Genomic DNA, 23,069 nt, shown 5'->3' with positions numbered 1-23,069 from the left:
ACGAGTCGGGACGGTTATGTTTTTTGAGAGATGATAATGAGGCGGTTCGTTTCGTCATTGAGGGGAAGAGCAACACTGAGCTTCTGTCCACCTTTTAATCTGAGAAGTTGTCGGAAGTTGATAGCGTAACGGGAATATTCATTTTTTGAGCTGCCAGTGGTCCGGGAAAGCTCTACGGTCATCTGCATTAATGCAGAGTCTGCGGAAAGAGCCGGCGTTATCACTAATGAGAGATCATCCACGACATTTTCTTTCTTCTTCTCCCCTGTCGTTGCGTGTTGTTGAGCGGAGTAATTTGAAACAGAGAAAAGTAATGCCTTGTTGTTGGTTGTGACTCCTGACATATCGTAGAGCAGTCTGACGTCCCCTTTAGCGACCAGTTCCGTGAGTTCGTCTCCCAGTGAAGCGCTGACCGGTCTTAAAGATATTTTTGCACCTGGCTGTTCAAGCAATTCCTTTAGTTCAGGCGTTACGGGAGTGGAAAGCTCGTAAATACTGGCTCTGACAGGAATGTATGCAGTTTCGTTTTTCTGATACTGCCCGATTTCATTACGGTGATGAGCCTGGTTTGAAGTAGTAGCTCCGTTGCAGCCATATAACGCCAGCAGGGAACATAGCACGCCCAATGTATGCGTTTTCATGATTAAGCCTCGGCAAAAAGATTAATGAAGGTCAGGGCGCCATACATCTCCGTAGCGGACGCCTTCACGGGCACCCCATGCTGACTCCGGCAGTGTGTGATGTCCGATATAGAGTGTGCGAAGAGTGGCTTTGGGTAGTGAGATATCGCGGCCACGGACAACAGAGAAACGATCGAGATAGAAAGACTTTTCTACCTCATCATCTTCATTTTTTTTCAGGAGGAGTTGAAGCGTGACGGGGGAAGCCATTGAGCCTGTCGCGGTAAATGCTTCTTCCATACGGGTGAACTGTAGGATGTGGTTCTTACGATTTCGCTGGCGTTCCATGATTTCAGTTACAACCTGCTCAGGCCAGGGGCAAAGGCAGTGCTTCCAGCCAAGGCCGAGAAGTGAATTAAGAACTGCCCGAAAACGAAACAGATCACAGTTCCCGGTTGAAACAGCGTTGGTCCAGAGCGCAGTCAGGACGTCATCAATGGGACGATTTCGTTCGTTTTCGAGCAACTGCCGGATAGTCATAAACTCGCTACTCATCCCTTTGAATGTTGGTATTCTTCGTGCTCCGCTTAGCCATTCTGTGATGAATCTACGTTTGCCACGCTCTGAGGTTATGTGATGGTTTTCGACTGCCGTACGTAAGGCTACGAGAATGCACCACAAGAGATGGCTGACCTGTTCCTGGGTGGATTGCATGGTTTGTCTCTCTCTGGTTCCGGTTTCTGGCAATGACGTCTGTACCTTCATTCCGCCAGAATGAAAGAAGCCTGAAAGCAGGCTGGCTACAGGAACAGAGGGTGTTCATTGGGCAGGGCCAGCCCAGACGTCATTGCCGGAAAACGGTGAAAAAAAGCCCCCGTGAACGGGGGAAACTAAAGGGATGGTGTAAAACTGGTTTGAACCAGCTTAAGAGGCTCGGTTAAGTACATTTTAAAATCCCCACGCATCAGCATGGGTGATCATATCGAACAGCATTGCAGTCCGGGATATGGGATGATCCGTTTTATCTAACTGCGTAAGGCGTTTGTATTGGCTTTTTGTCAGCCAGATATCTGATGCCGCTTCGAGTTCAGCTCTTGCAGCAGGGTGATGAGTCGGGTCGGGGTATTTCTTCATTAATGCTTCGACTACCCTTGTATTCACAGGGGCAATTTTACTGCCGAATTTCACAAAGTCGCAGAATGCAGAGTGCGCCCGAATCATATCTATTTTCTGTGATTCGAAATCTGCCTTAAGGAAGAAATATCCTGGGAAAACGGCCGAGATCCTTTTTCTGAAAACATGCGGGGCATCCGCACGCCGTATTTGCGTTAAGGATAAAGGTGTCCATGGAGTTATTCTCCTGTCGTGTAGCCAGTCGAATAAGTTCTCGCGGTTTTTGCCCCCGGTAATATAGAGAGCAAGATACCATTGTTGGTTACATACAGTCTCAATATTCATTTTTGAACGCTTCGCGCAGAATTGATCCATGAAAGGATAATTCAAGTTCAATGGGGTCGAACATACTCAACCATGAAGGCGAAACAGTCTTACTAACAAACACTTAAGTTTGCATGCTGTAGTTCGAGCGCCTTCATGGCTCAGGATGCTCTTGTAGGTTAGTCCCTTAAGTAAAATTGGCGGCAATACTTAAGGAACTGTGCGTATTTTTGTTTCTCTGTATAATGAAGTAAAGTGTAAATAGGCTGAATCCTAAAAATGCACCCTCAAGGGTGCATTTTTTGATTAATTTGTGATCATCAATGAAATCATGAAAAAGTATGAGCGTGACAATATAACTGCACGCATTGCATCGTTACTTTTTAAGTTCAGAGCTTTAGTACTTCGCTTCAGATGCGAGCGGACTGTCTCAACAGAAATATTGCAAATGTCAGCGATTGTCTCATATGCATTACCGTGAGCATACAGAGTAACGATTTCTAACTGTTTTCTGGAAAGCTCAGGAAATACGCTATGCAGGGCGTTAATAGTGTTTTCATTAATCATCGTTAAGTCCCCTAGCAAATCTATACGTAGTAAATTTACGCGCAATATGCATCCCCTTTAATGGGGAGAAACCCCATGGACCTTGTCGCGACATGTGGTATGGGCGAAGGATTTCTGATGAGGGTGAGCTTTAGCAGCTAGGCCTATAAAGGCATGTTCATTTGCTAAGGGGGATATAGAAATTTTTGATAGGTTCTTGCACATCATAGATGAAGCTCCCGTGTAGATACTATGTCGGCTACCAAGGAGTTCTCACGCTCTGGTGGCAGCCCAGGCAGGGGTGAGAAACCGGCCTACACGGTACCGGCCAACCTTACGGTTGCCCTACCTGAACCGCCATTACGAAGATGTGCTGGTTCAGTACACAAAAAAACACGCTTGTGCGTGTCTATGTGCACGTGTAGATACGGGTTCTCACGCCCGATCACAGGATTTACTGTGACCTTTGAAGACTACTGTCTGCTTAGTGATGAGTCAACTAGATACGCATCAGGAGCAGCTCTGAATAGTCGAAACCGAGGCTTTAAAAAACGAGGGGGAACATATGCATCCCAGTTATTCTTTTTGCAAAAGTCTAATAGTTCGGCTCCAGACGAGGTCCCGGTTTTCTGCAGGCATCGGCTGATTCTGTGTTCTACCGCTTTAAGAGAGGTTCCTAATATTCGAGACATCATTTTCCTGCTGTATTTTAGAGAGATTAAGAAGATGGCCTCCCATTCAGCATTTGTGAATATCTCAGACGGTACCCTGTATACCAACGATTTGGGAACGTCTCCCGATAGCAAGCTGTCTGGCCCAAAAATATCAACAGGCCTAACTTGAAGCATCGTTCCTGAGCAGATCCCGTCATCGTCGTAATAGGGTCTAGATTCGAAGCATAGGGCATGTATGGAGTTGCTCTCACCTATTGGATGCGTAACGATTGAAGAAAACTTATCTTCATGTTCCATAACGAGTTCCTCCTGCTTATGTATTCGTTGTGAGAGGTAAGCTAAGGAGGTAGGGAGCTGGTCCAACGTTTTTCCTACAATCGGATAATCGTTGGGGAGTTTTAATAATCGAAGAAAAGCTTGGTTTACCGCTACATACTGCAGATTGCCGTTCTTGATTGTCATCGGTTCTCTGCTGTTGGATATCAGGTTTAAAACCTGGGGAGCGAGTTGGAATTTTTTTTTGAAGAAACGAGTTTAGACATCATCCACTAAGAGCCGTATGTATTTGAAATTTAGAGATATATTCTGTGTGTTGATGTACTATATCATGTAAGGCGACACTTAACTGGATTTGATCTGCGATCATAATATTAGTTAATGATGCTTTTAAGTGTCTGATTGTATGCTACGATACAATAATTCGTAGGTGCTATCTGTAAATCAGGAGGAGTTATGGCACATCCGATACATTGCACGAAAGTCGCTGGTATCACGGAGTTCAAAAGGGATCCGTTAGGGACTGTCGAGTCAGCAGAGGGTGATGCTATTGCTATTCTGAACCGTAGCGCGCCGGCATTTTATCTTGTACCACTTGAGCTGTTCGAAAGCTTAAAACGAGACGCAGAAGCGCATCGCTCCAGAGGTGATGTTTGATCCTGCTGCCGGATAGATCCTAAAAATTGATCCTGCATTGTTGTGGTGATAAAGTCGGAGAACTTATTGTTCTAAATGAATTTATTAGGTTGTCACGCCGAAGAAGGTGGCAGGTTCTGGGTGGTTAGTTAGCAAAGCCCAGAAAAGCAAAAACCCCGATAATCTTAGATACTTGGCGGCATCGCGAGATTAACGGGGTCCTTAACAAATCATGCAGAAGTTGTTGCTTCTGTATGGGAGTATAACCCGTGCGCGAAAAAAGACAAGAGATTCCGTACTTACTCCTTCTGTGCAACATAAGCGCAGGAAGTGGTGAGTAAGCAGAATTCCGAAACCACTACACTTTACCGTCAGGTAAAAAATCCGAATCCAGTTTTCATTCCTGAAAAGGGAAAGAAAACCCTTCCGTTCTGTGAAAAAATTCGCGAGAAAGCTGTTGGCTTCACTGAGCGTGCAGAGTTCCAGGCACTGGTTGCTATGCTGATCGCCCGTGGTGAGCGCAAAAAGCGCCCGCCAGTGTTACGCATACGGGCACTGGAAGCATCCGTACAGGCAATGTGTCACTATTTTAATCCCCTTGCTAATCGCGTTGGTTCATCGCTCACTACCATGAGCATTCGCTGCGGACTGGCCACAGAAAAAAAACGTCTGTCGATCACCCGTCTGACGGGTGCCCTGAAGTTTCTCGCTCAGCTGAACCTCATTACCTATAACACCGAATACGATAAAGAAATTGGCTGTAATATCCCCACAGACATCACTTTCACACCGTTGATGTGGCAGGTGCTTGGGGTGTCTGAAGAAGCCGTTGCTGCTGCGCGCCGCAGCCGTATTGAGTGGGAAAATAAGCAGCGTGAGAAGAAAGGGCTTCCTCGCGCCGGTGCTGATGAACTTATCAGTGCGGCCTGGTCATTCGTTCGTGAACGCTTCCGTCAGTACCACAAGTCACGCTATGAACACGGCATGAAACGTCACAGGGCGCGTAAGGACGCTCCGCGAACGCGCAAAGAGATCGAGCTGCTGGTTCGCCAGCAAATCCAAAAAGAAATCAGGAAAGGCCGCTTCTTCGGTAATCTTGATGCGGTTCGGGCAGAGATAGAACGCCGTGTCTCGGAGCGAATGAAGCTTTCGCGTGGCCATTACGCACGACTTGGTGATGCATTGCTGGTCACAACCTAACGCCAGCTAATACGCTGCCTTTTTGAATCTGGTGCCCTGGCATCGGTTTACGCCTGCCCACTTTTCGGCTTTTATTGCCGTGTTAACCTTCTTCAGCCCCTGTTTCAGGCCCCCGTCGGGGACCTGAATGACAAACATGTCCTGCTGATGCCGGGTTTTCTAAACTTAACCAAAATTCTTCTTTTGTTGCCCGCATATTTCTGTGACCGAACGCCCAATATTTCACCGCTTTTAGGTTTTCATCCAGTTATCCACATAAACCACAAGAGGCTAAAGTGATAAGCTACTGGATGGATGCTTTTTAAACCACAATAAGGAATTTCTACAAACCGCGATGATCCTTTTAAACTTCTGATCTCCTATCTTTTAAACTTCAGTCATTACTTACATTTAAAAATAAAACCTATTCGCCACCTGTCCTGTGGACATGTGTATAACGCCCGCCCTTGCAGCGGACAAAGTCCGCGCCGGTTCGGTTCAGGCGCTTTGCGCCTAGAGTTAGCACCCGCCAAAAATGGCGGGCAGGGTTCAGAACGTTACAACAGCAACAGTCGACCACTTACTCCTAGGATCCTCAGCTCCCCACAAAAAACCCACCACTGAAAAGCGCCGCCGCCCGGGCCGAAGGCCCGGAACAACATCGCTTTTAATGATGGATGTTGTAACTAGAACCCGAGCCGCTTTAATTCACACCTCCGGCAGACCCTGTGCAACACGCCCGTAAGCGGTCCTAACGGCCCGCTAACGCGGAGATACGCCCCGACTGCGGCGAAGCCTTGTCGTGACCACTCCGACGGCGCACATCATTTCCTGTGCCGCCTGTCTGCGGGTTATGGCTTAGCAGGGCGAAGTGATGGATTGGTGGAACCTATCAAAACTGATACCGGCTGCGCCGGGCTACGGCGCCATTTACGGAGGTGCAGTATTCAGCGACAGAGGGCGCCTTCATGCGCCTTCGGCGCATTTATTGGGGCCAGTTTGGATATCGAAAATTATTGTACGTTGAGGTCAAAAATCGACCTTAATAGAAAATACAAAAACTTAGGATATTGTTTTTTTATTGATTTATCACCGTCAGCGGGGACTTTTTTCAGCAATATTCTTAAGTGAATAACGTGCTGGAGTCGTACCTGTATGCTGTCGAAAAAACGTGATGAATGCACTGTCGCTGACAAATTCCAGCTGTTGCGCCACATAGCTTAACTGCCATCCGTCACACAGCATTTCCATTGCCTTTAGCAGCCTCCACTGCTGCCGCCAGTTCTGATAATTCATTCCGGTATCTCTGATAAAGACCCGGCTTATCGTGCGCTCAGATGCACCAATCTGTTGGGACAACTGGCCAAGGCGTGGGGGTAATTCGCCCGTACGTACTCCATCCAGCCATAAGTTCAGGCGAGCGTCTGAGGGGAGCTGTAATGTCCAGTTTTCTGTGCGTGCAGTCTGTATTTCTTCACAGAAAACGTTAATGAGACTGGCCTGTTGCTCTGCCAGCATTCCCCATGGCCAGAATGCCATTCGTTCTATGACTTCAAAAAACAGGGGATTAACCTCGACTATTTGCAGTGGCAGTAGAGATAACGGAAGCGTGGTTGAAAAGTAGAGGGAACGATAGGCCAGCACACCACGCATCATGGCGCGATGAATTGTTCCTGCAGGGATCCAGGCTGCTCGGCGGGGGGGAAGCTGGCACAGGGTTTGTTCAAGTTCAATTGTGATGCTCCCCGACGCTGAAAAGAGCAGCTGATGACGAAGGTGACTGTGTTGTCCTGAATCGTGTACACCTAAATCGGACGCAATTCCGATTACCGGCTCACTAAAACTATCCGGATCGAAACTATCGTCGGGGCTAATTTTCATAAAATGTCTGATATTTAGTATTTAAAGTCCTTATTATTATAATAAGACATTATCGTCTCAGCAATAATGCCCTCCAGTTTTCTGTTTCTCTGGATATTGTTATGAATAGTATTATTCGCCCTCCCCTGTGGCTGCTGACGCTGCTTATTATGTTTCCACAACTGGTAGAAACTATATACAGCCCTGCGTTGCCAGATATCGCCAGATCTTTTCAGGTAAGCAGCGAGCGTGCTGCTCAGACGCTTTCAGTCTATTTTTTCTCCTTTGCTGCCGGAGTGGCATTGTGGGGCTGGCTGAGTGACTGGTTCGGACGACGTCCGGCCATCATGGCTGGACTCATCTGTTACGGAGCGGGATCTGTAATGGCAATTGTGTCCACCGATTTTAGCGTATTACTGCTGGCCCGTATGGTGGCAGCCACGGGTGCTGCCGCCGGGTCTGTTGTAGTGCAGACCATGCTGAGGGACAGTTATGAATCAACCTCACTGGCCCGCGTCTTTTCCGTCATGGGAGCGGCGCTTGCACTGAGTCCGGTTTTCGGTCTGGTAAGTGGAGGCTGGCTGGTAAGTCTGTACGGCCATACCGGCGTATTTATTGCTCTGGCATCACTGGCGATAATATTGCTAATACTGGCAGCAGTTTTACTGCCGGAAACGCGGCCAGAGAACACGCTCAGAATCCGGGGGAGCGGTCTGGCGTCCCGCATGATCCGGGACGGTATGCTCTGGAAAAATGCAATACTCGTAGCCCTGCTGAATACAATGTTGTTCAGTTATTACAGCCTGGCTCCGTTTCTTTTCAGGCTGCTGGGGTGGAGCTCCAGGGCATTCGGATGGACGGGGATATTACTGGCACTTGCTTCACTCTCGGGCAGCCTCCTGAACCGGAGACTGTTAACAACCGGTATAACACCGGAACAGCTGGTACGTCATGCATGTACACTGGCTCTGCTTTCCGGTGTTGCTGCCTGGTGGTTGCAGCACTCGGCGTGGATACTTATACCGGTAGCCGGAACTGTAATTGCCTATGGCATAGCGATACCCAACGTGTTGAGCCAGGCGCTGCACCGTTATCGCGAACAGACCGGAGCTGCGGGAGCATTATTCGGCTTGAGCTATTACTTATTACTGGGAATGATGCTGGGGCTCGCCGGCATGGTGCAGCAACTGGGACTGGTTCTGACAATCTGTGCTGCTATGTCTCTTTTGTGCAGTGTGTCACGTGGGTGAACCGACAGGCGGAAGCGCCTGTAATGCAAAGCCCGGGCGTCGTGGATATATTAAGTGAGACACGACGACACGTTTTATCTGCAGGGAACGGAAATCAGTGGTGCAAAATGTTGCTTGCAGGCTATCTGTAGGGCACCGGTATAATGATGTCTTCATCTTTTCATTATGAAGTATCCAACATCAGTGTGTTGTTTTTTCCGAAAAGGAACGCTTTTATGTATTCTGAAAACCAAAGAATTATTATTACCGGCGGACCGGGGTCAGGTAAAAGCACGCTGCTGAATTCCCTGCGCGCAAAAGGTTATCCGACGGCAGCTGAGGCCGGACGCGCAATCATACGGAACCAGGTGGCGATCGGCGGAAATGCGCTGCCCTGGAAGGACAGGGAAGCTTTCGCCGGGCTGATGCTGAACTGGGAGTTACGCTCGTGGCATGAAGCTGCTCAAAGCGAAACGCCATTTTTCTTTGACCGTGGGCTGCCGGATATAGTTGGCTATCTTACGCTCTGTAATCTGCCGGTGCCGCCCCATATGAAGAGAGCGACTGAACTGTTCCGGTATGCTCATACCGTGTTCATCGCGCCGCCATGGGAAGACATCTACGTACAGGATACGGAGCGTAAGCAGTCATTCGGGGAAGCGGTTCAGACGTACCATGCAATGGCTGAGGCCTACGGCAGATGCGGCTATAACCTCATCAGGTTACCGCTTTGCGGGCCGGAAGAGCGGGCTGAAATTATTTTATCCAGCCTGTACGACAGGCATCACCACGGCGAGCCCTCCTGAGGTGGTGCTGGTTATGGCTATAACTATCCGAAAGCGCGACAGTATTTTGGTGGCTCAAGTGGCGGCGCCAGTCTTCGACCGGATTATCGGTCCGGTACTTATCCGGATGAAGGTTGTACCGGACCGTCCGGCTGAACAGATCCTTTTTGTTCAGAATTTATTTGTTATCACACAAACTTAACTTTAAAAGGTTGCTATTAATCTGTTAAAAAATCCTCTCATGATCATCCCCTTACTGACTGGATTGTGTCATCCAGCCTTATCTACGCCAGCAATGGTTACTGACACCATATACGGTGCTGGTTTAGCCGATGTGCCCTCAGCGATGAATTGAACCTGCACATGTCATTTGTAGAGCCACTGACCGCCGATATACTTGTCAGGATTTTTCATGCACGCATCCATAAAAGTACCGTAGTTGTCAGGGCCTTTCATTGTATTGGACCATATTTTCTCAATTAAAGAATCAGACCACTTTTCAAAGTTATTGCCATCAATGAAGTCTGGGTTTTTGTATCTGCTTTTTGGGATACAGCTGTTGAGAGTTTGAGTTTCACCGGTCGCCACCTCATGGATGAACTGCTTAGCCTGATTTTTGCTGCATTGCCTCTCTTTATACAGCGCCACCATATCCGAAAGCGTAGCGGCTCTAAAGGAGCACTCATTGTGTATATTCCTTTTCTCAGCCATTGCCGAAAACGATATGAAAACAGTTAATGCAGCTAAAATATTTTTCATCATGACATCAATTCCTTACAGATACTTTTTAATCTGATTAAATCGCGCAAAAAAAGCCCTGACAATCTGAGGAAAGCAGGGCAAATATCTCACAGGTTGCAGTTCATTCTTTCTGCATTGTGAAATTTTTCATCAGTTATGAGCCTTTTTACCCTGCTGACAGGTAAAGCAGTCTGGTCCTGTTATTTAACAAAGGAGGAATAAATCAGCCGCATACCCAGTGCTGCCAGAACCGCGGATGATGCCCGATCGACTGAGGTTTTCAGACGAAGATAAGCCCTGCGCGGTCTTTCGGAGGACAGGCAGAGCGAAACGATCGCGTACCAGCCAAAATCAATCAGGAAACTCATCAGCGGGATCGCGACATAAAAAAGGGCCGGGATATTTTCAGGCAGCAGGGCGCTGAAGATCGATGCAAAAATGATTGCTGTTTTAGGGTTACTGAGCTGCGTCAGTAAGCCATCCCGGAACGTCATCATCAGCGTCCTGCCGTCATTTTTATCGCCGTCAAGCGCCAGATACAGAGGCCGGGTTGCGTCCCTGAACATTTTAACAGCAAGCCATAACAGATAGGCCCCGCCCGCAACTTTCAGCACCATGAACAGCTCCGGAACCATGAGCAGCAGCTTCTGCAGGCCGAGCATGGCGGCCAGCGAAAAAATGGCAGCGCCCACGCCGGTACCGAGAGCGGTCACAAGCCCGTGGCGTCGGGAGTGGACGACCGCATTCCGCGCGACATAGATAAAACTGGGACCCGGGCTGATAACCCCCATTGTCAGAACGGTGGCAATCGCTATCAGGCTGGAAATAATCATGCTGACCTCGGCTGAAGTTAGAAAATGGTGTGACATCACTCATTCAAAATATAAAGAAGGAGATACATGTAACATCAACGCCATGACATAAACAGGCGAAAATCCGGTTAATATTGATCTTACGCAATAACGTCGTCTTTCAGTCTCACGCCCTGCTCCCGGTACCACTGATAAAACGCGGCAGCCGGCATGGGTCTGGCATAATAATAACCCTGAACGTAAGGTACCTGATTTTTTATCAGCCATTCAGCCTGATGTGCGGCCATTACGCCCTCGGCAATGGTGGTCAGCCCCAGCCGTCTGCTGAGGCCCAAAATGGTGTCCAGTACCGGCGTGTCCGCACCGGCCGACGTCAGGCTGTCGATGAATATTTTGTCAATTTTCAGGTAATCCACCGGCAGGCTCTGAAGCAGGCTCAGCGAGCAGTAGCCCGTACCAAAATCATCCACGGCCACCTGACAGCCTTTCTGGCGTAGCTCATGAAGTTTCGCTGATGCCGCTTCAGTGTCCTCAACCAGGCTGCGCTCGGTAATTTCCAGCACCAGTCGAAAAGCGGGATCGAGAGAAACCCACAGTCTCAGTACGTCAGCGGTAAACGACCGGTCCGTCAGGTGAGGGGCTGCGATATTCACGCCCAGATGGAAGGGGTCAGTCACCTGCCATGCCCTGACATCGTCTTCTATCAGGCTGAAGAGATGCTGCGTCAGGCTGACAATCAGACCTTCCTCTTCAGCGGCCCGGATAAACACCACCGGTGAAATGCTTCTACCGTCAGTACGCTGCCAGCGCATCAGGGCTTCGGCGCCGGAGCAGGCACCAGTCGCGGTGTCACAGACCGGCTGGTAATGCACGCTGAATTCGCCGTCTGCCATCCCTTTCCTGATTTCTTCCGCCAGAGACATCTTTCTAGAATCCCAGCGATGCCACATGTACAGCATGGCCAGGGTCAGTAGCAGGGACAGGGGACCGAGGAAAAGCAGATTACGCAGGATGTAATGGCGAAGCGACAGCGTCGGTGTAAGAACCTGAAGCTGCGCCTGACTCGCGGCAGAGTGGAACTCAGCTGTGAACACTTTCACACGTGGGGAGATTTTCTCCTGCCCGGAAATGACGGGGCCATCACTGAACCTGAGCTGCTGAACCGAATGATTCTCATCATCCAGGGAGTCCATCAGGTCCGTAACGTATCGGGCATCCACCACGCTGAATGCCGTCGTCCGGTTGCCGGCGCCATAAGCGTAGATAACAGCCACGTGCCCGGGCACGCTGCTGGTCCCCTCCGTGGCGATAACGTTTATCTTCCCTGTGGGTACTGAAACGGCAACACCAAAAATCTCATCGGCACTTTGCTGTCTGGCTCCGGTCACGGAGGAGCAGATTACTTTACCATCCCGTATAAGCCCGGTGCTGCGGATGTAGGGCGTGAGGGCGCCGTTCTCCGTCATCTGCTGCAGGACGCTTTCACAGGGCTGAGTGGCGAGCCTGGCGGTTACCAGGCTTGCATGGCGGGCAATGGACGTGATGTGGTCGACCTGGCTCATCAGTATGTCTGCCGTCACGGACGTGTCCCTGCTCAGCTGGCGCCAGGCCATCCCTGACGACAGCAGTGTAGCCAGGATTGCGGGTACGATAATTCCGGCAGCCAGCGCCCTTTTTCGTAATTTCATTATTCGTCCTTTGGGGTCTTTCCATGAATACACTATCACTGTTTAGTGACGTGATAATCATTAATCCCTTTACGTTTCAGGGTTATTTAAGCAGGTGCACGCAGCGGGATGTACTCTGTAATGAATATAAGCGCAGATTTTAAAGAGGTTAATTATTTTTTTAACCGGGTTGATATCGTTCTGACAGCATCACTCATTTTCGTTGTCACTGCTGAAATCTGGCTGCTATCGGGGAGCATGATGTGGCGGGCTGGCATGCTGATAACTCTTTATCTGCTGCAGTGAGAAAAATGCCGCCCTGAAACACGTAACAGCGCTGCTGTCGGGACAATGGGGTAATTAACCGCTAAGGGAGAACTGACCTGTGGCACTCAAAATGACCATTCTGGTCGAAAACCATCTGTCGCCTCACGCGGCTGCAGGAATGCAGTCCCGTGCAGGCCTCTCCATCCTCCTGGACGACGGAGAGAGCCGGATACTGTTTGACTCCGGCCCGGATGAAACCGTTGCTCACAACGCCAGGCTAATCAACGAGCCGCTGACAGATCTGAACGCGGTTGTATTATCACACGGGCATTACGATCACAGCGGCGGAATAACGTCTCTTGACCCAGGGACGAGGATTATCTGTCATCCCGGAGTATTACGGGAAAGGTATGCCGCTGTCAGGCTGCCGGGAAAGGTCATTCCTCTTAAGAAACTTTCGGTCGTGGAGCGTTTTTGCGGTCTTGACGTGGAGTACAGCAAAACCCCGCGCGTCGTGGCGGGACGTTTTGTCTGGAGTGGTGAAATCCCCGTGGAAAGCCCGGAGCCCTGGGGTTATACCGATTACAGGAACGCCACGCCTGATTATGTGTCTGACGAAGGCGCACTTATCTGGCGCTCGTCCCGCGGGCTGGTCATTATGACCGGGTGTGGCCACCGTGGGCTGGAGAACACCGTTCGCCACTGCGTGAACATTACGGGAGAAAACCGCGTCTACGCCCTTATCGGGGGATTTCATCTGCGGGCAGCGTCACCGCTCAGGCTGATAAGGCTGAAAGCATTTTTGCGTGAGCTCGCACCTGAGCATGTTCTGGGCTGCCACTGCACCGGAAGATGGGGAAAACTGTGGCTCAGGAATACGCATCCTGTAGCGTGCGGAGATACCGTTATTTTTGAAGAGTAAGTCTGTGATACAGGCTTATCCCGTCATTCAGGCAGCGTCTGTCGCCCTTGTGTCGTCTTTCTGTCAGGCCCGTGTCGTTTACGGTGCGGGCAGGAAATGCGAATATCTTAGCCGCTACAAACATACATGAGGTTATCGATGACCGTCGCAGAGAAAGTGAAAGCCCTTCGCCTGAAGAAGGCCTGGTCTCAGGAGCAGCTGGCAGAAGTCGCCTCGCTTTCTGTCAGAACGGTTCAGCGCACTGAAAAAGGGCAGAAACCTGGTCTTGAAACGTTGAGTGCGCTTGCCTCTGCCTTTGACGTCAGCGTATCTGAGCTCTCGGAAGAGGACGGGGATGCCGTCAACGCGCTGGATGAACGTATCAGTGATGCCAGAGCCCAGGTTGCCCGGGAAATGACGTTCTGGCGGATACTCGCAACGGCTCTTCTGACATGTACCGCAATGATGGTTATCAACTATCTGCTGACTCCGGAAAGCTACTGGTCCCTCGTTGTGACCGCCATATGGGGCAGCCTTGTTATGTTCAGGGGGCTGAGGGTGTTTGTTATTCACGATCGGCTTAAGTCATGGCAACAGCGCAGGTTGAATAATCTCCTCCGTCCGGGCACAAAAAAAGGAAAATAACCTGGGGTCAATCAAGTAAAACGCTGGAGCAATTCTCTACGGCTAAATGTAATCATCAATAAACGGAAAGGAAAAACCATGAACCTGTCTGAATTTTTCAGTCATGTACCGATCTGGGTCTGGCTCCTGCTGGCTTTTTTACTTCGTCGTGGTTTTACCGCCCTTTATGACAGGGAAATGAAAACCGGACGGCTTTTTTTGCTCCCGGTAGTGTTTCTTGTCTGGGGAGGCTACGGAATTATGACTGAAACAGAAAGGGCAGGGGTAAGTCTCACCATGATGATCGCAGGATTACTCGCGGGAGGAGCACTCGGCTACTGGATGTGGGGATCACAACCTCCCCTGCAGGATTCAGGCAACCCGGGCAGGGTTATCAGGGCCGGGACGCCGCTGACGCTGGGAATGATTGTTATTACTTTTTGTACAAAATTCATTCTTACTTCAGCCATCTTCCTGCAGCCCGGTCTTGCGGCGTCAGCGAGTTTTTGCATGCTGATGGGTGGGCTCACCGGACTGTTTGATGGTGTATTCTGGGGAGGCACGTTAAGGATTTTTCTCCCGTGGTACAATAAAAGACTTGTCTGACCGATAGTTTAATCACTATGAGCTTCGTTGAGAAGCCAGGCCCTGAAGGTTCTGACTACGGGGCGTATGATTCTGGATTTTGAATATGTCAGCCAGTAGCTGCCGGCATTGACAACCGTTTCGAAGGGCTGCACAACCTGCCCGGATGTGAGCTCCCGTGTAAACATATTCAGGGGAACCAGCGCCGCGCCGCCGGTATGTATGACGGTCTGGATCATCAGTCCTGACGAGTCATAGACCGTACCGCTGATGCCGGCGACGTCCTCCCCGGCCTCACGAAACCAGTCTTCCCATTCATTCATCCGGTAAGAACGAAGCAGCCTTTCGTTCAGCAAATCCCGGGGTGCACGAAGCCGTCCGGCCATTTCTGGGTCGCACAGCACGCCAAACGGCGCGTCGAATATTTTTTCATTATTGGTTGAGGGCCATATCCCGGTACCAAACCTGATAGCCAGATCGAGCCCCTCTGCAGCAATATTGACGATATTATTGTTAATACGCAGACGGACATCCACATGGGGGTGAAGCGTCTGGAAACGCCCCAGCCTGGCCTCAAGCCAGCCAAGGGCAAACGTGCCTACACAGCCCAGCGTCAGGACTTCCTTATATTCCCCGCCTTCAAACTGATGATAAATATTTTCTATAGTCCGGAACGCTTCGTGCAGTCCGTCATAGAGGATCGCGGCTTCCTCTGTGAGCTCCAGGCTGCGGGACTGTCGTCTGAAAAGCGTGATACCCAGACGCTCCTCAAGAATTCTTATTTGCTGGCTGACGGCGGCTGGGGTAACGAACAGCTCTTTCGCGGCCCGGGTAAAGCTGAGGTGCCTGGCGGCAGCTTCAAAAGATTTGAGGGCTTTCAGGGGAGGGTTTTTTCGCATAGCACATCCTTTAGATTTTCTTTAAATTAATACAAATTCTTATTGTTTGCCAGCATTCCGGATTATCAACATAATCCCGCTCACCTGACCGGTGAGCCATATTTGTTATTAATTTATTGCGCCACTGAATATTAATTAAACCGTATTTTAACTTTTTATTTCTGTCTGAGTATCATTCGCGTTTGCCTGCGAAACAACATTTTGAATACATCCAAAAGCATTCAATAGTCTTTCGGTACTCAGCTCGCTAAAAAACATCTTTAAGGTAATTCCGGATGAAGAGAAAATCACTGTTTCTGGCCGTGGCCACTCTGCTGGCCGCCAGTTATGTCAATGCTGGCCAGCTGACCACCGAGCAGCAAATTGCTGAGAAGTCTGCACAGATATTTCATGACACTAATCCTCCGGCTATGGTCATGGCCATTATTCAGAATGGTCAGGTGACGTATCACGCCTATGGTGAAACGGCTAAAGGCAACCATACCAGCCCTACGCCCGACTCGCTGCTTAGGGTCGGCTCTATGTCAAAAATTCTGGCCTCAGAGCTGCTGGTTAAGCTTGCCGATAAGGGAGCGCTCGGGCTGACCGACCCGCTTCAGAAATATGCTCCCCCGGGGATGACGGTCCCTGAGGTGAGCCATGGAAATCCCGTTACCCTGCTTTCGCTTGCCACACATACCAGCGGGCTGCCGCGGCTTATCCCGGGCCAGGCTCCTGCCGGCGCAGCTCCGTTCACTTGGCCGGACAGGCCTGCCCGCTGGCGCTGGCTGAATCAGAAGCCGACCCTGACCGCGCCGTGGGAACAGGCGCAGTACTCTAATGTCGGATACGATCTGCTGGCCGATGCTATGGAAGCTGCCGGTAAAAAACCCTACCTGCAGCTTATGCGGGAAAATGTGACGGGCCCGCTGGGTATGAAAGACACCACCACCCAGCCTGACGGGGCTCAGTGTCAGCGGCTCATGGAAGGCTCTGGCATCGATCCTGCCGGTCCCTGCACGGACACGACGGCAGCCGCCGGCAACGGCGGGATGTATTCCACCGCAAGGGACATGGCGAGCTGGATGCAGCATCTGTTGAATATCCGTCATTCTGATAAGCCAGCGCTCAGGGCCGTTCAGCAGGCCATGTATGTACAGAGACAGCAACTTAAATCCATTACGGGTCTGGATTTAGCCGGGAAAGCGCAGGGGCTGGGAATGGGCTGGGTCTTTATCCGGCCTTCGGTTGACTCCCCGGTAATGATCCAAAAAACCGGCGGCGGCGGCGGTTTTATGAGTTATATGGTTCTGGTGCCCGGCGAGAAAACGGGGATCTTTGTCTCTGTGACAAAAGTGGATCTGGATATGTTCTCAACCTTAACGCGTGAAACGAACAGCCTTATCCCGCTCCTGTTAAAAGCAGCTCACGGGGAACGCGTCAGTCCGGCTTCATAACGGGTCGGCTGGCAGCATCTGACTCAGCAAAAGACCGGGCGCTGTGAGCGGAAATATGGCCGGTTTTCGCCAGAACCCGGTTCCACGCAGAATTACACCTGCACTGAATATACCGCTTCTGGCGTCGATTTTTTCTGCTCCCCTGCAGCATGAGGCTCTGTAAGGCAGCCTGCTGCAAGGGGAGCAGACTCCAGCGAAAATGATAAAAAACTCCGCGATGAAAAATAAACAAAGTATTCGCCCGTCATCACCTGAGAAGGGATTCAGCAACGTCAGATATAATATTCTTCTTGCCGGTATCGCATTAATCTTTATCGTGCTGGTTGCCAGGCTCACCGGACTTCAGCTTTTTGACCACGCTGTCCTGGAAAATGCGGCTGACCGTCGATCCGTACGGACACTTGCACTGCCAGCACAGCGCGGAACCCTGACCGATCGTTACGGCGTTGTTCTCGCCATGAGCGTGCCGGCACGTGACATCATTGCTGATCCAAAACGCATCGCTGCCGCTCATCCGGACTTCGCGGAAGCCAGATGGGCTTTTCTGGCCGACTTGCTGGATATCACGCCTGAGGAACTTCGCAGAACTATTCAAGATAATTCGGACAAGGAATTCCTGTTTCTGAAGAAAAAGTCGCCCCTGTCATTGTCCAGGGCCGTGTCACAGCTGCATCTGCCGGGCATAAGTCAGAAATACAATGAAAATCGCTACTATCCGCTGGGTGAGGCATCAGCCTCGCTCATTGGTGTGACCGGTGCCGAAAATAGAGGGCTGAGTGGTATTGAGCAGAGCTTTAACACCGTTCTGAGAAAGGACTTCGGGGTGAAAAAAATACGCAAAAACGCCAGGGGGGGCGTCATCAGCGTGATCCAGTATGACGCTCCGGAAACTGCACCGGCGATCAGGCTGAGTATTGACAGTGTGCTTCAGTATATTGTTTACAGCCGGTTAAGGGAGGGGGTCGAGCAACATCACGCCCAGTCAGGCGCTGCGGTGCTTGTCAGCGTAAACACCGGCGAAATTCTGGCTATGGCATCCTATCCGTCGTTTAATCCCAACCGTTTTTCCGGTGCCACTTCCGCTGAAATGCGTAACGTGGCGATTAATGACAGCTTTGAGCCGGGTTCAACGGTTAAACCCTTCGTCATTCTTGAAGGCCTGCGCCGCCATATTATCAGCAGCAGCACGCTTCTTGACACAAGGCCGTTCAGGGTTGACGGCCATCTTATCCGGGACGTGGGATACTGGCCGGCGCTGACGCCGACCGGCATACTTCAGAAATCCAGTGATACCGGAGTTTCACATATTGCCCTGGCGATGCCTTCGGATGCGCTGGTAAAAACGTATTCATCCTTCGGGCTGGGAAAACCGACAGGGCTGGGCCTTCCCGGTGAAAGTACTGGTTACTTTCCGTTCAGTCGCCATCGATGGGCTGATATTGAGCGCGCCACCTTCGCTTTTGGCTACGGCCTCCGGGTAACCCCGCTCCAGTTAGCCAGAGCCTATGCCACTCTCGGGGCCTGTGGCGTTTATCATCCGTTATCCGTTACACGGTTATCCGCGCCGGTGTACGGTGAGCAGGTGGCGGACCCGAAGCTTGCCGATGCTGTAATCAGAATGATGGAAAGTGATGTGTTACCCGGCGGAAGTGGCGTAAGGGCAGCTGTACCGGGCTACCGTCTGGCAATAAAAACCGGAACCGCAGAGAAGTTAGGTGCCGGTGGAAAATATGACGGGGGGCATATTACCTATACGGCAGGCGTCGCGCCGGCGAGCCGTCCTGAAGTGGCACTGGTTGTGGTTATTAACAATCCCAAAGCGGGACAGCATTTTGGTGGCTCAGTGGCGGCGCCTGTCTTCGGCCAGATTATCGGTCCGGTGCTTACCCGGCTGAAGATTGCACCGGATGCTTTACGTGCTCCGGTGGTACACCGACAGTCCGGCTGAACAGAGCCTGTTTACTCATTATTTATCTATTATTACTTAACTTAATTTTAAAAAGGATATTAATATGAAAAAGATCCGCCTTATTATAATCTCTTTACTGGCTGGAATGTGTACTCCAGCATTATCTACACCAGTCAATGTTACTGATACAATACAAAGCACAGAAGACCATATCAAAGGTCGGGTTGGTTTTACTGAAATAGACTTTTTATCCGGGAAGGTTCTGAGTAGTCATCGCCGTGAAGAACGTTTTCCTATGATGAGCACATTCAAAGTTTTGTTATGTGGAGCAATATTAGTACGTGTTGATAAAGGGCTTGAACAACTTGAACGCCGAATTACCTATAATAAGCATGACCTGGACGACTATTCTCCACTAACCAGTCAGCACATTGCAGATGGAATGACGGTTTCTGAGTTATGCAATGCTGCCATTACCACCAGTGATAACACTGCTGCAAATTTATTGCTATCAACTATTGGCGGGCCGGAGGGATTAACTCATTTTCTGCGTAGCACTGGTGATAGTTATACAAGGCTTGATCGACACGAACCCAGCCTTAATGAGGCGAAGCCTGGCGATGAGCGTGATACCACCACTCCGGCAGCGATGGCTCAAACGCTACAAAAATTGTTAAACGAAAGTGTACTTACAGAAAAATCTCGAAAAAAATTAATAAGCTGGATGCAGGAAGATAAAGTCGGCGGGCCTCTGTTCCGCTCTGTACTGCCAGCTGGCTGGATGATAGCGGATAAAACAGGAGCAGGTGATCACGGATCTCGGGGCATCGTTGCACTGTTGGGCCCCGGAGGCAAGCCATCTCGTATAGTAGTCCTGTATATTACAAATACTCATTCATCTATGAATGAACTCAACGAGCATATTGCAGGGATCGGAGATTCAGTAATTAAGAACTGGTAATATATTTACAGTGGATTTGACCCTATATATCCAGACGTTTTTGCTCTCTTACGGTTGCGATAACTTCCTGCGTATATATTCCCGTGGTGAGCGATATCCCAGTGCACTATGCGGATGATGTTCGTTGTAATGACTGAACGCCACCGCCAGATTCATCACCGCTGCCTCGCTGTCCGGTTTCGGCATGATGCTGATGTAGTCCCGTTTTATCGTCATCACGAAGCTTTCTGCTATGCCATTGCTTTCCGGGCTTCGCACTGCTGTCGTACAAGGCTCCAGTCCCAGCAACCGGGCGAACGCCGGCACTGTTGGCAACTGCCTTCCGAAGCGTTTTTCCACCGCACCCAGCATGACATCCTGCACCGTTTCTTTGTCATAGCCTCCGGTGCTCGCTGCCCAGTCAATGATCTCCCTGTCGCAGCAGTCCTGCGCGAAGGTCACCCGCAGCTTTTCGCCATTATCACAGCGGAACTCAAAGCCATCTGAGCACCAGCGCCGGTTACTTTCCGCTACTGCTACGCGCCCCTTATGGGCCCGCTTACGGCAAGGATCAGCGGGTTTACGTTCAAGAAGCAGATTATGCGTTCTCATAATGCGATACACCCGCTTTGCATTAACCACAGGCAGGCCGTCCCGCTCCGACTCCCGTCGCAGCAGCGCCCACACACGGCGATAACCATACGTCGGCAGGTCAGCCACCGCCATGTTTATCCGGGACAATACGGTGGTATCGTCAGAACGGGGCTGCCGTCTGCGATCCTGTCAGTCAGATGGCCGGTGAACCCGAATGCTCAACTGCGCACGCGACACGCCAAGACTTCTGCAAACGTCGCTTATTCGTCGTTCCCAGGCAACGAGGGCGCATGCGCAATCCATTTTTTTGCCCGGCCGAACTCCACGGCCTCTTTGAGTATCTCGGCTTCCATCGTCTTTTTGCCCAGAAGGCGCTGGAGTTCGCGAATTTGCTTATTGGCGGCAGCGAGTTCGGAGGCCGGCACCACTTCCTCGCCCGATGCAACAGCCGTCAGTGAACCGTCTTAATATTGCTTGCGCCATTTGAATATCTGGTTTGCATTGATGCCATGCAGGCGCGCGACATGAGACACGGTCATACCGGGCTCCATAGTCTGCTGAATAATGGCAATTTTTTCCTGCGGTGTACGACGCCGACGCCGCTCAGGTCCTGATAACACTTCAACCATCTTATCGTTCTGACTGGTATTAAACATAGTTCCAAGACTACCTCTTATTTTAAGAGAGTCGAAGTGTCTGGTGATCTATGGGGCCAGTCTAGCCCTCTTCCAAGTGTAGGGAGATATAGTCAAAGTTTGCTTCTCCGCCGATGAGTCCGCCCTGCGTCGGATAGTCCGATTTTTTACCGGCGAAGCACGGCTCTCCTAACCCTATCTAAAGCGAATAACTTTTTTCAACAGGGCCGCGTGCCAATGCAAGAGCGATAGGCGCTCTACGCGCCAATTTGACCACTTAAAACAGGTAAATTGAGGGGTTGTAATGTGTTGATGTAACAGGCTTTTATTTTAATGTCTTGGCATATGTATAATGGTAGTCTAGCCCTCCTTTCAACAAGGAGTACTCATGGAAACCTACAATCATACATATCGGCACCACAACTTTTCACATAAAGACTTAAGTGATCTCACCTTCACCGCTTGCACATTCATTCGCAGCGACTTTCGACGTGCTAACTTGCGTGATACGACATTCGTCAACTGCAAGTTCATTGAACAGGGTGATATCGAAGGCTGCCACTTTGATGTCGCAGATCTTCGTGATGCAAGTTTCCAACAATGCCAACTTGCGATGGCAAACTTCAGTAATGCCAATTGCTACGGTATAGAGTTCCGTGCGTGTGATTTAAAAGGTGCCAACTTTTCCCGAACAAACTTTGCCCATCAAGTGAGTAATCGTATGTACTTTTGCTCAGCATTTATTTCTGGATGTAATCTTTCCTATGCCAATATGGAGAGGGTTTGTTTAGAAAAATGTGAGTTGTTTGAAAATCGCTGGATAGGAACGAACCTAGCGGGTGCATCACTGAAAGAGTCAGACTTAAGTCGAGGTGTTTTTTCCGAAGATGTCTGGGGGCAATTTAGCCTACAGGGTGCCAATTTATGCCACGCCGAACTCGACGGTTTAGATCCCCGCAAAGTCGATACATCAGGTATCAAAATTGCAGCCTGGCAGCAAGAACTGATTCTCGAAGCACTGGGTATTGTTGTTTATCCTGACTAATTGCTTTGATGTGTGATTTTAAACGCTCAAATTTATAAAACGAATAATATTGTCAACCTTGCAATAATAGACATAGGGACAACCATGTATAAATTTTTACCCTCAGGCGTCTTCACAATAGAGCCATATAGCAGTGGGTCACTTAGTGGGCTTAATTTTTCCATTAAAGATAATATTAATATTGCTCAGTATAAAACATCATATGGTAGCCCATCTTGGCAAGTAAACATAAGGCTGCCATTTATAAGGCACTGTTGCAAAAATGTGGAGGTGATAGGGGTACTACGCCGGAACCCCAGATTTTTCCGTCCGTTCAAATTATCCACGGTTGAGCAGCTTGATCCCGTCCGCCCGCAGTTGACCAACAGGGGAAATATGCCTGTACAAAGTTTGCCGGGTTATCCCAAGTTCCTGGCATAGCGTACTGACCTTTGTTTCTGATTGTCCCATTGATGCCATTGCCAGTCGCAGTTTGACTGGCGTCATTTTATAAGGTCGGCCGCCGTTCCGCCCACGGGCTCTTGCTGATGCCAGACCTGCAGTCGTTCTTTCAGCAATCAGTTCGCGCTCAAACTCCGCCAGTGCGGCAAAGATACCGAAGACAAGCTTGCCAGCGGCCGTTGTTGTGTCGATAGTCGCCCCGTGACCGGTCAGCACTTTCAGACCGGTCCCCCTCGCGGTCAGGTCGTGCACTGTATTAATGAGATGACGAAGATCACGACCGAGGCGGTCCAGCTTCCATACGACCGAGAGCATAAAAAATATTGGGGCA

21 protein-coding genes and 2 pseudogenes are annotated in these 23,069 nt (G+C 50.1%); 11 read left to right on the top strand and 12 right to left on the bottom strand.

The features are described 5' to 3' along the window. Window positions 1-14 precede the first annotated feature (14 nt). From ACOTXL_RS19425 to ACOTXL_RS19405, 5 genes are all read right to left on the bottom strand, one after another. On the bottom strand, window positions 15-641 hold the full coding sequence (locus ACOTXL_RS19425; protein ID WP_022650067.1) for a hypothetical protein: 627 nt from the start codon (window positions 639-641) through the stop codon (window positions 15-17). Window positions 642-662: 21 nt separating this feature from the next. Then, window positions 663-1,334, bottom strand: a complete 672-nt coding sequence (locus ACOTXL_RS19420) for a hypothetical protein (protein WP_022650066.1) — start codon at window positions 1,332-1,334, stop codon at window positions 663-665. 234 nt (window positions 1,335-1,568) lie between these two features. Then, window positions 1,569-2,078 (bottom strand): transcription termination/antitermination NusG family protein, encoded by a 510-nt coding sequence (locus tag ACOTXL_RS19415; protein WP_032623570.1) that lies wholly within the window; start codon window positions 2,076-2,078, stop codon window positions 1,569-1,571. A gap of 285 nt (window positions 2,079-2,363) precedes the next feature. Beyond that, complete coding sequence (locus tag ACOTXL_RS19410) at window positions 2,364-2,624, bottom strand: helix-turn-helix transcriptional regulator (protein ID WP_022650064.1); 261 nt, start codon at window positions 2,622-2,624, stop codon at window positions 2,364-2,366. 452 nt (window positions 2,625-3,076) lie between these two features. Next, complete coding sequence (locus tag ACOTXL_RS19405; RefSeq protein ID WP_265937801.1) at window positions 3,077-3,760, bottom strand: helix-turn-helix transcriptional regulator; 684 nt, start codon at window positions 3,758-3,760, stop codon at window positions 3,077-3,079. Between the two features lie 762 nt (window positions 3,761-4,522). Between ACOTXL_RS19405 and repA the strand changes: the two genes are divergently transcribed. After that, window positions 4,523-5,389 carry a plasmid replication initiator RepA gene (gene repA / locus ACOTXL_RS19400; protein WP_022650061.1) on the top strand — a complete coding sequence of 289 codons (867 nt, stop codon included), beginning with the start codon at window positions 4,523-4,525 and terminating at the stop codon, window positions 5,387-5,389. A 1,074-nt stretch (window positions 5,390-6,463) separates the two neighbouring features. Here the strand turns inward: repA and ACOTXL_RS19395 are convergent. Continuing rightward, the gene (locus ACOTXL_RS19395) at window positions 6,464-7,249 is read right to left on the bottom strand and encodes an AraC family transcriptional regulator (RefSeq protein ID WP_022650060.1); all 786 of its coding nucleotides are present in this window, start codon (window positions 7,247-7,249) and stop codon (window positions 6,464-6,466) included. Between the two features lie 101 nt (window positions 7,250-7,350). Between ACOTXL_RS19395 and ACOTXL_RS19390 the strand changes: the two genes are divergently transcribed. From ACOTXL_RS19390 to ACOTXL_RS19380, 3 genes are all read left to right on the top strand, one after another. Continuing rightward, complete coding sequence (locus ACOTXL_RS19390; protein WP_022650059.1) at window positions 7,351-8,478, top strand: multidrug effflux MFS transporter; 1,128 nt, start codon at window positions 7,351-7,353, stop codon at window positions 8,476-8,478. A 215-nt stretch (window positions 8,479-8,693) separates the two neighbouring features. Beyond that, on the top strand, window positions 8,694-9,263 hold the full coding sequence (locus ACOTXL_RS19385) for an AAA family ATPase (protein WP_022650058.1): 570 nt from the start codon (window positions 8,694-8,696) through the stop codon (window positions 9,261-9,263). 13 nt (window positions 9,264-9,276) lie between these two features. Continuing rightward, window positions 9,277-9,444 (top strand): hypothetical protein, encoded by a 168-nt coding sequence (locus tag ACOTXL_RS19380; RefSeq protein ID WP_154591405.1) that lies wholly within the window; start codon window positions 9,277-9,279, stop codon window positions 9,442-9,444. A 164-nt stretch (window positions 9,445-9,608) separates the two neighbouring features. Here the strand turns inward: ACOTXL_RS19380 and ACOTXL_RS19375 are convergent, their stop codons facing one another. From ACOTXL_RS19375 to ACOTXL_RS19365, 3 genes are all read right to left on the bottom strand, one after another. After that, window positions 9,609-10,004 (bottom strand): hypothetical protein, encoded by a 396-nt coding sequence (locus ACOTXL_RS19375; protein ID WP_022650057.1) that lies wholly within the window; start codon window positions 10,002-10,004, stop codon window positions 9,609-9,611. Between the two features lie 179 nt (window positions 10,005-10,183). After that, the gene (locus tag ACOTXL_RS19370; protein WP_022650056.1) at window positions 10,184-10,816 is read right to left on the bottom strand and encodes a LysE family translocator; all 633 of its coding nucleotides are present in this window, start codon (window positions 10,814-10,816) and stop codon (window positions 10,184-10,186) included. 119 nt (window positions 10,817-10,935) lie between these two features. Continuing rightward, a complete protein-coding gene (locus ACOTXL_RS19365; protein WP_022650055.1) occupies window positions 10,936-12,483 on the bottom strand; it encodes an EAL domain-containing protein in 1,548 nt (515 codons plus the stop codon). 364 nt (window positions 12,484-12,847) lie between these two features. Here ACOTXL_RS19365 and ACOTXL_RS19360 point away from each other — a divergent pair, with 364 nt between their 5' ends. The 3 genes from ACOTXL_RS19360 to ACOTXL_RS19350 all read left to right on the top strand — a co-directional run bounded on the left by ACOTXL_RS19360 (window position 12,848) and on the right by ACOTXL_RS19350 (window position 14,860). Next, complete coding sequence (locus ACOTXL_RS19360) at window positions 12,848-13,651, top strand: MBL fold metallo-hydrolase (protein ID WP_022650054.1); 804 nt, start codon at window positions 12,848-12,850, stop codon at window positions 13,649-13,651. Window positions 13,652-13,789: 138 nt separating this feature from the next. Then, window positions 13,790-14,275, top strand: a complete 486-nt coding sequence (locus tag ACOTXL_RS19355; RefSeq protein ID WP_022650053.1) for a helix-turn-helix domain-containing protein — start codon at window positions 13,790-13,792, stop codon at window positions 14,273-14,275. Window positions 14,276-14,353: 78 nt separating this feature from the next. Further along, on the top strand, window positions 14,354-14,860 hold the full coding sequence (locus ACOTXL_RS19350) for a DUF6622 family protein (protein ID WP_022650052.1): 507 nt from the start codon (window positions 14,354-14,356) through the stop codon (window positions 14,858-14,860). Between the two features lie 8 nt (window positions 14,861-14,868). Here the strand turns inward: ACOTXL_RS19350 and ACOTXL_RS19345 are convergent, their stop codons facing one another. Then, window positions 14,869-15,738, bottom strand: a complete 870-nt coding sequence (locus ACOTXL_RS19345; RefSeq protein WP_022650051.1) for a LysR family transcriptional regulator — start codon at window positions 15,736-15,738, stop codon at window positions 14,869-14,871. A 275-nt stretch (window positions 15,739-16,013) separates the two neighbouring features. On the opposite strand from ACOTXL_RS19345, the gene ampH reads away from it, so the two are divergent. The 3 genes from ampH (at window position 16,014) to ACOTXL_RS19330 (ending at window position 20,044) form a co-directional block, all read left to right on the top strand. After that, a complete protein-coding gene (ampH, locus tag ACOTXL_RS19340) occupies window positions 16,014-17,174 on the top strand; it encodes a D-alanyl-D-alanine-carboxypeptidase/endopeptidase AmpH (RefSeq protein ID WP_032635084.1) in 1,161 nt (386 codons plus the stop codon). Between the two features lie 217 nt (window positions 17,175-17,391). Beyond that, entirely contained in the window at window positions 17,392-19,122 is a 1,731-nt protein-coding gene (locus ACOTXL_RS19335; protein WP_032623598.1) for a penicillin-binding transpeptidase domain-containing protein, read from the top strand. A gap of 64 nt (window positions 19,123-19,186) precedes the next feature. Then, a complete protein-coding gene (locus ACOTXL_RS19330; RefSeq protein ID WP_012477595.1) occupies window positions 19,187-20,044 on the top strand; it encodes a class A beta-lactamase LAP-2 in 858 nt (285 codons plus the stop codon). A gap of 48 nt (window positions 20,045-20,092) precedes the next feature. Here ACOTXL_RS19330 and ACOTXL_RS19325 read toward each other — a convergent pair. Then, window positions 20,093-21,246, bottom strand: a pseudogene (locus ACOTXL_RS19325) (IS3 family transposase). Between the two features lie 394 nt (window positions 21,247-21,640). Between ACOTXL_RS19325 and ACOTXL_RS19320 the strand changes: the two are divergent. After that, entirely contained in the window at window positions 21,641-22,297 is a 657-nt protein-coding gene (locus ACOTXL_RS19320; RefSeq protein WP_001516695.1) for a quinolone resistance pentapeptide repeat protein QnrS1, read from the top strand. Between the two features lie 318 nt (window positions 22,298-22,615). On the opposite strand, the pseudogene ACOTXL_RS19315 reads toward ACOTXL_RS19320, so the two are convergent. Then, window positions 22,616-23,044, bottom strand: a pseudogene (locus ACOTXL_RS19315) (recombinase family protein); the annotation flags it as partial. Window positions 23,045-23,069: the final 25 nt, after the last annotated feature.

This window comes from Enterobacter cloacae complex sp. IR5402 (assembly GCF_049238125.1).
Lineage (GTDB): Bacteria > Pseudomonadota > Gammaproteobacteria > Enterobacterales > Enterobacteriaceae > Enterobacter > Enterobacter hormaechei_C.
The sequence above is the reverse complement of the archived record's forward strand: the minus strand, read 5'-3'. Positions and strand labels throughout refer to the sequence as shown.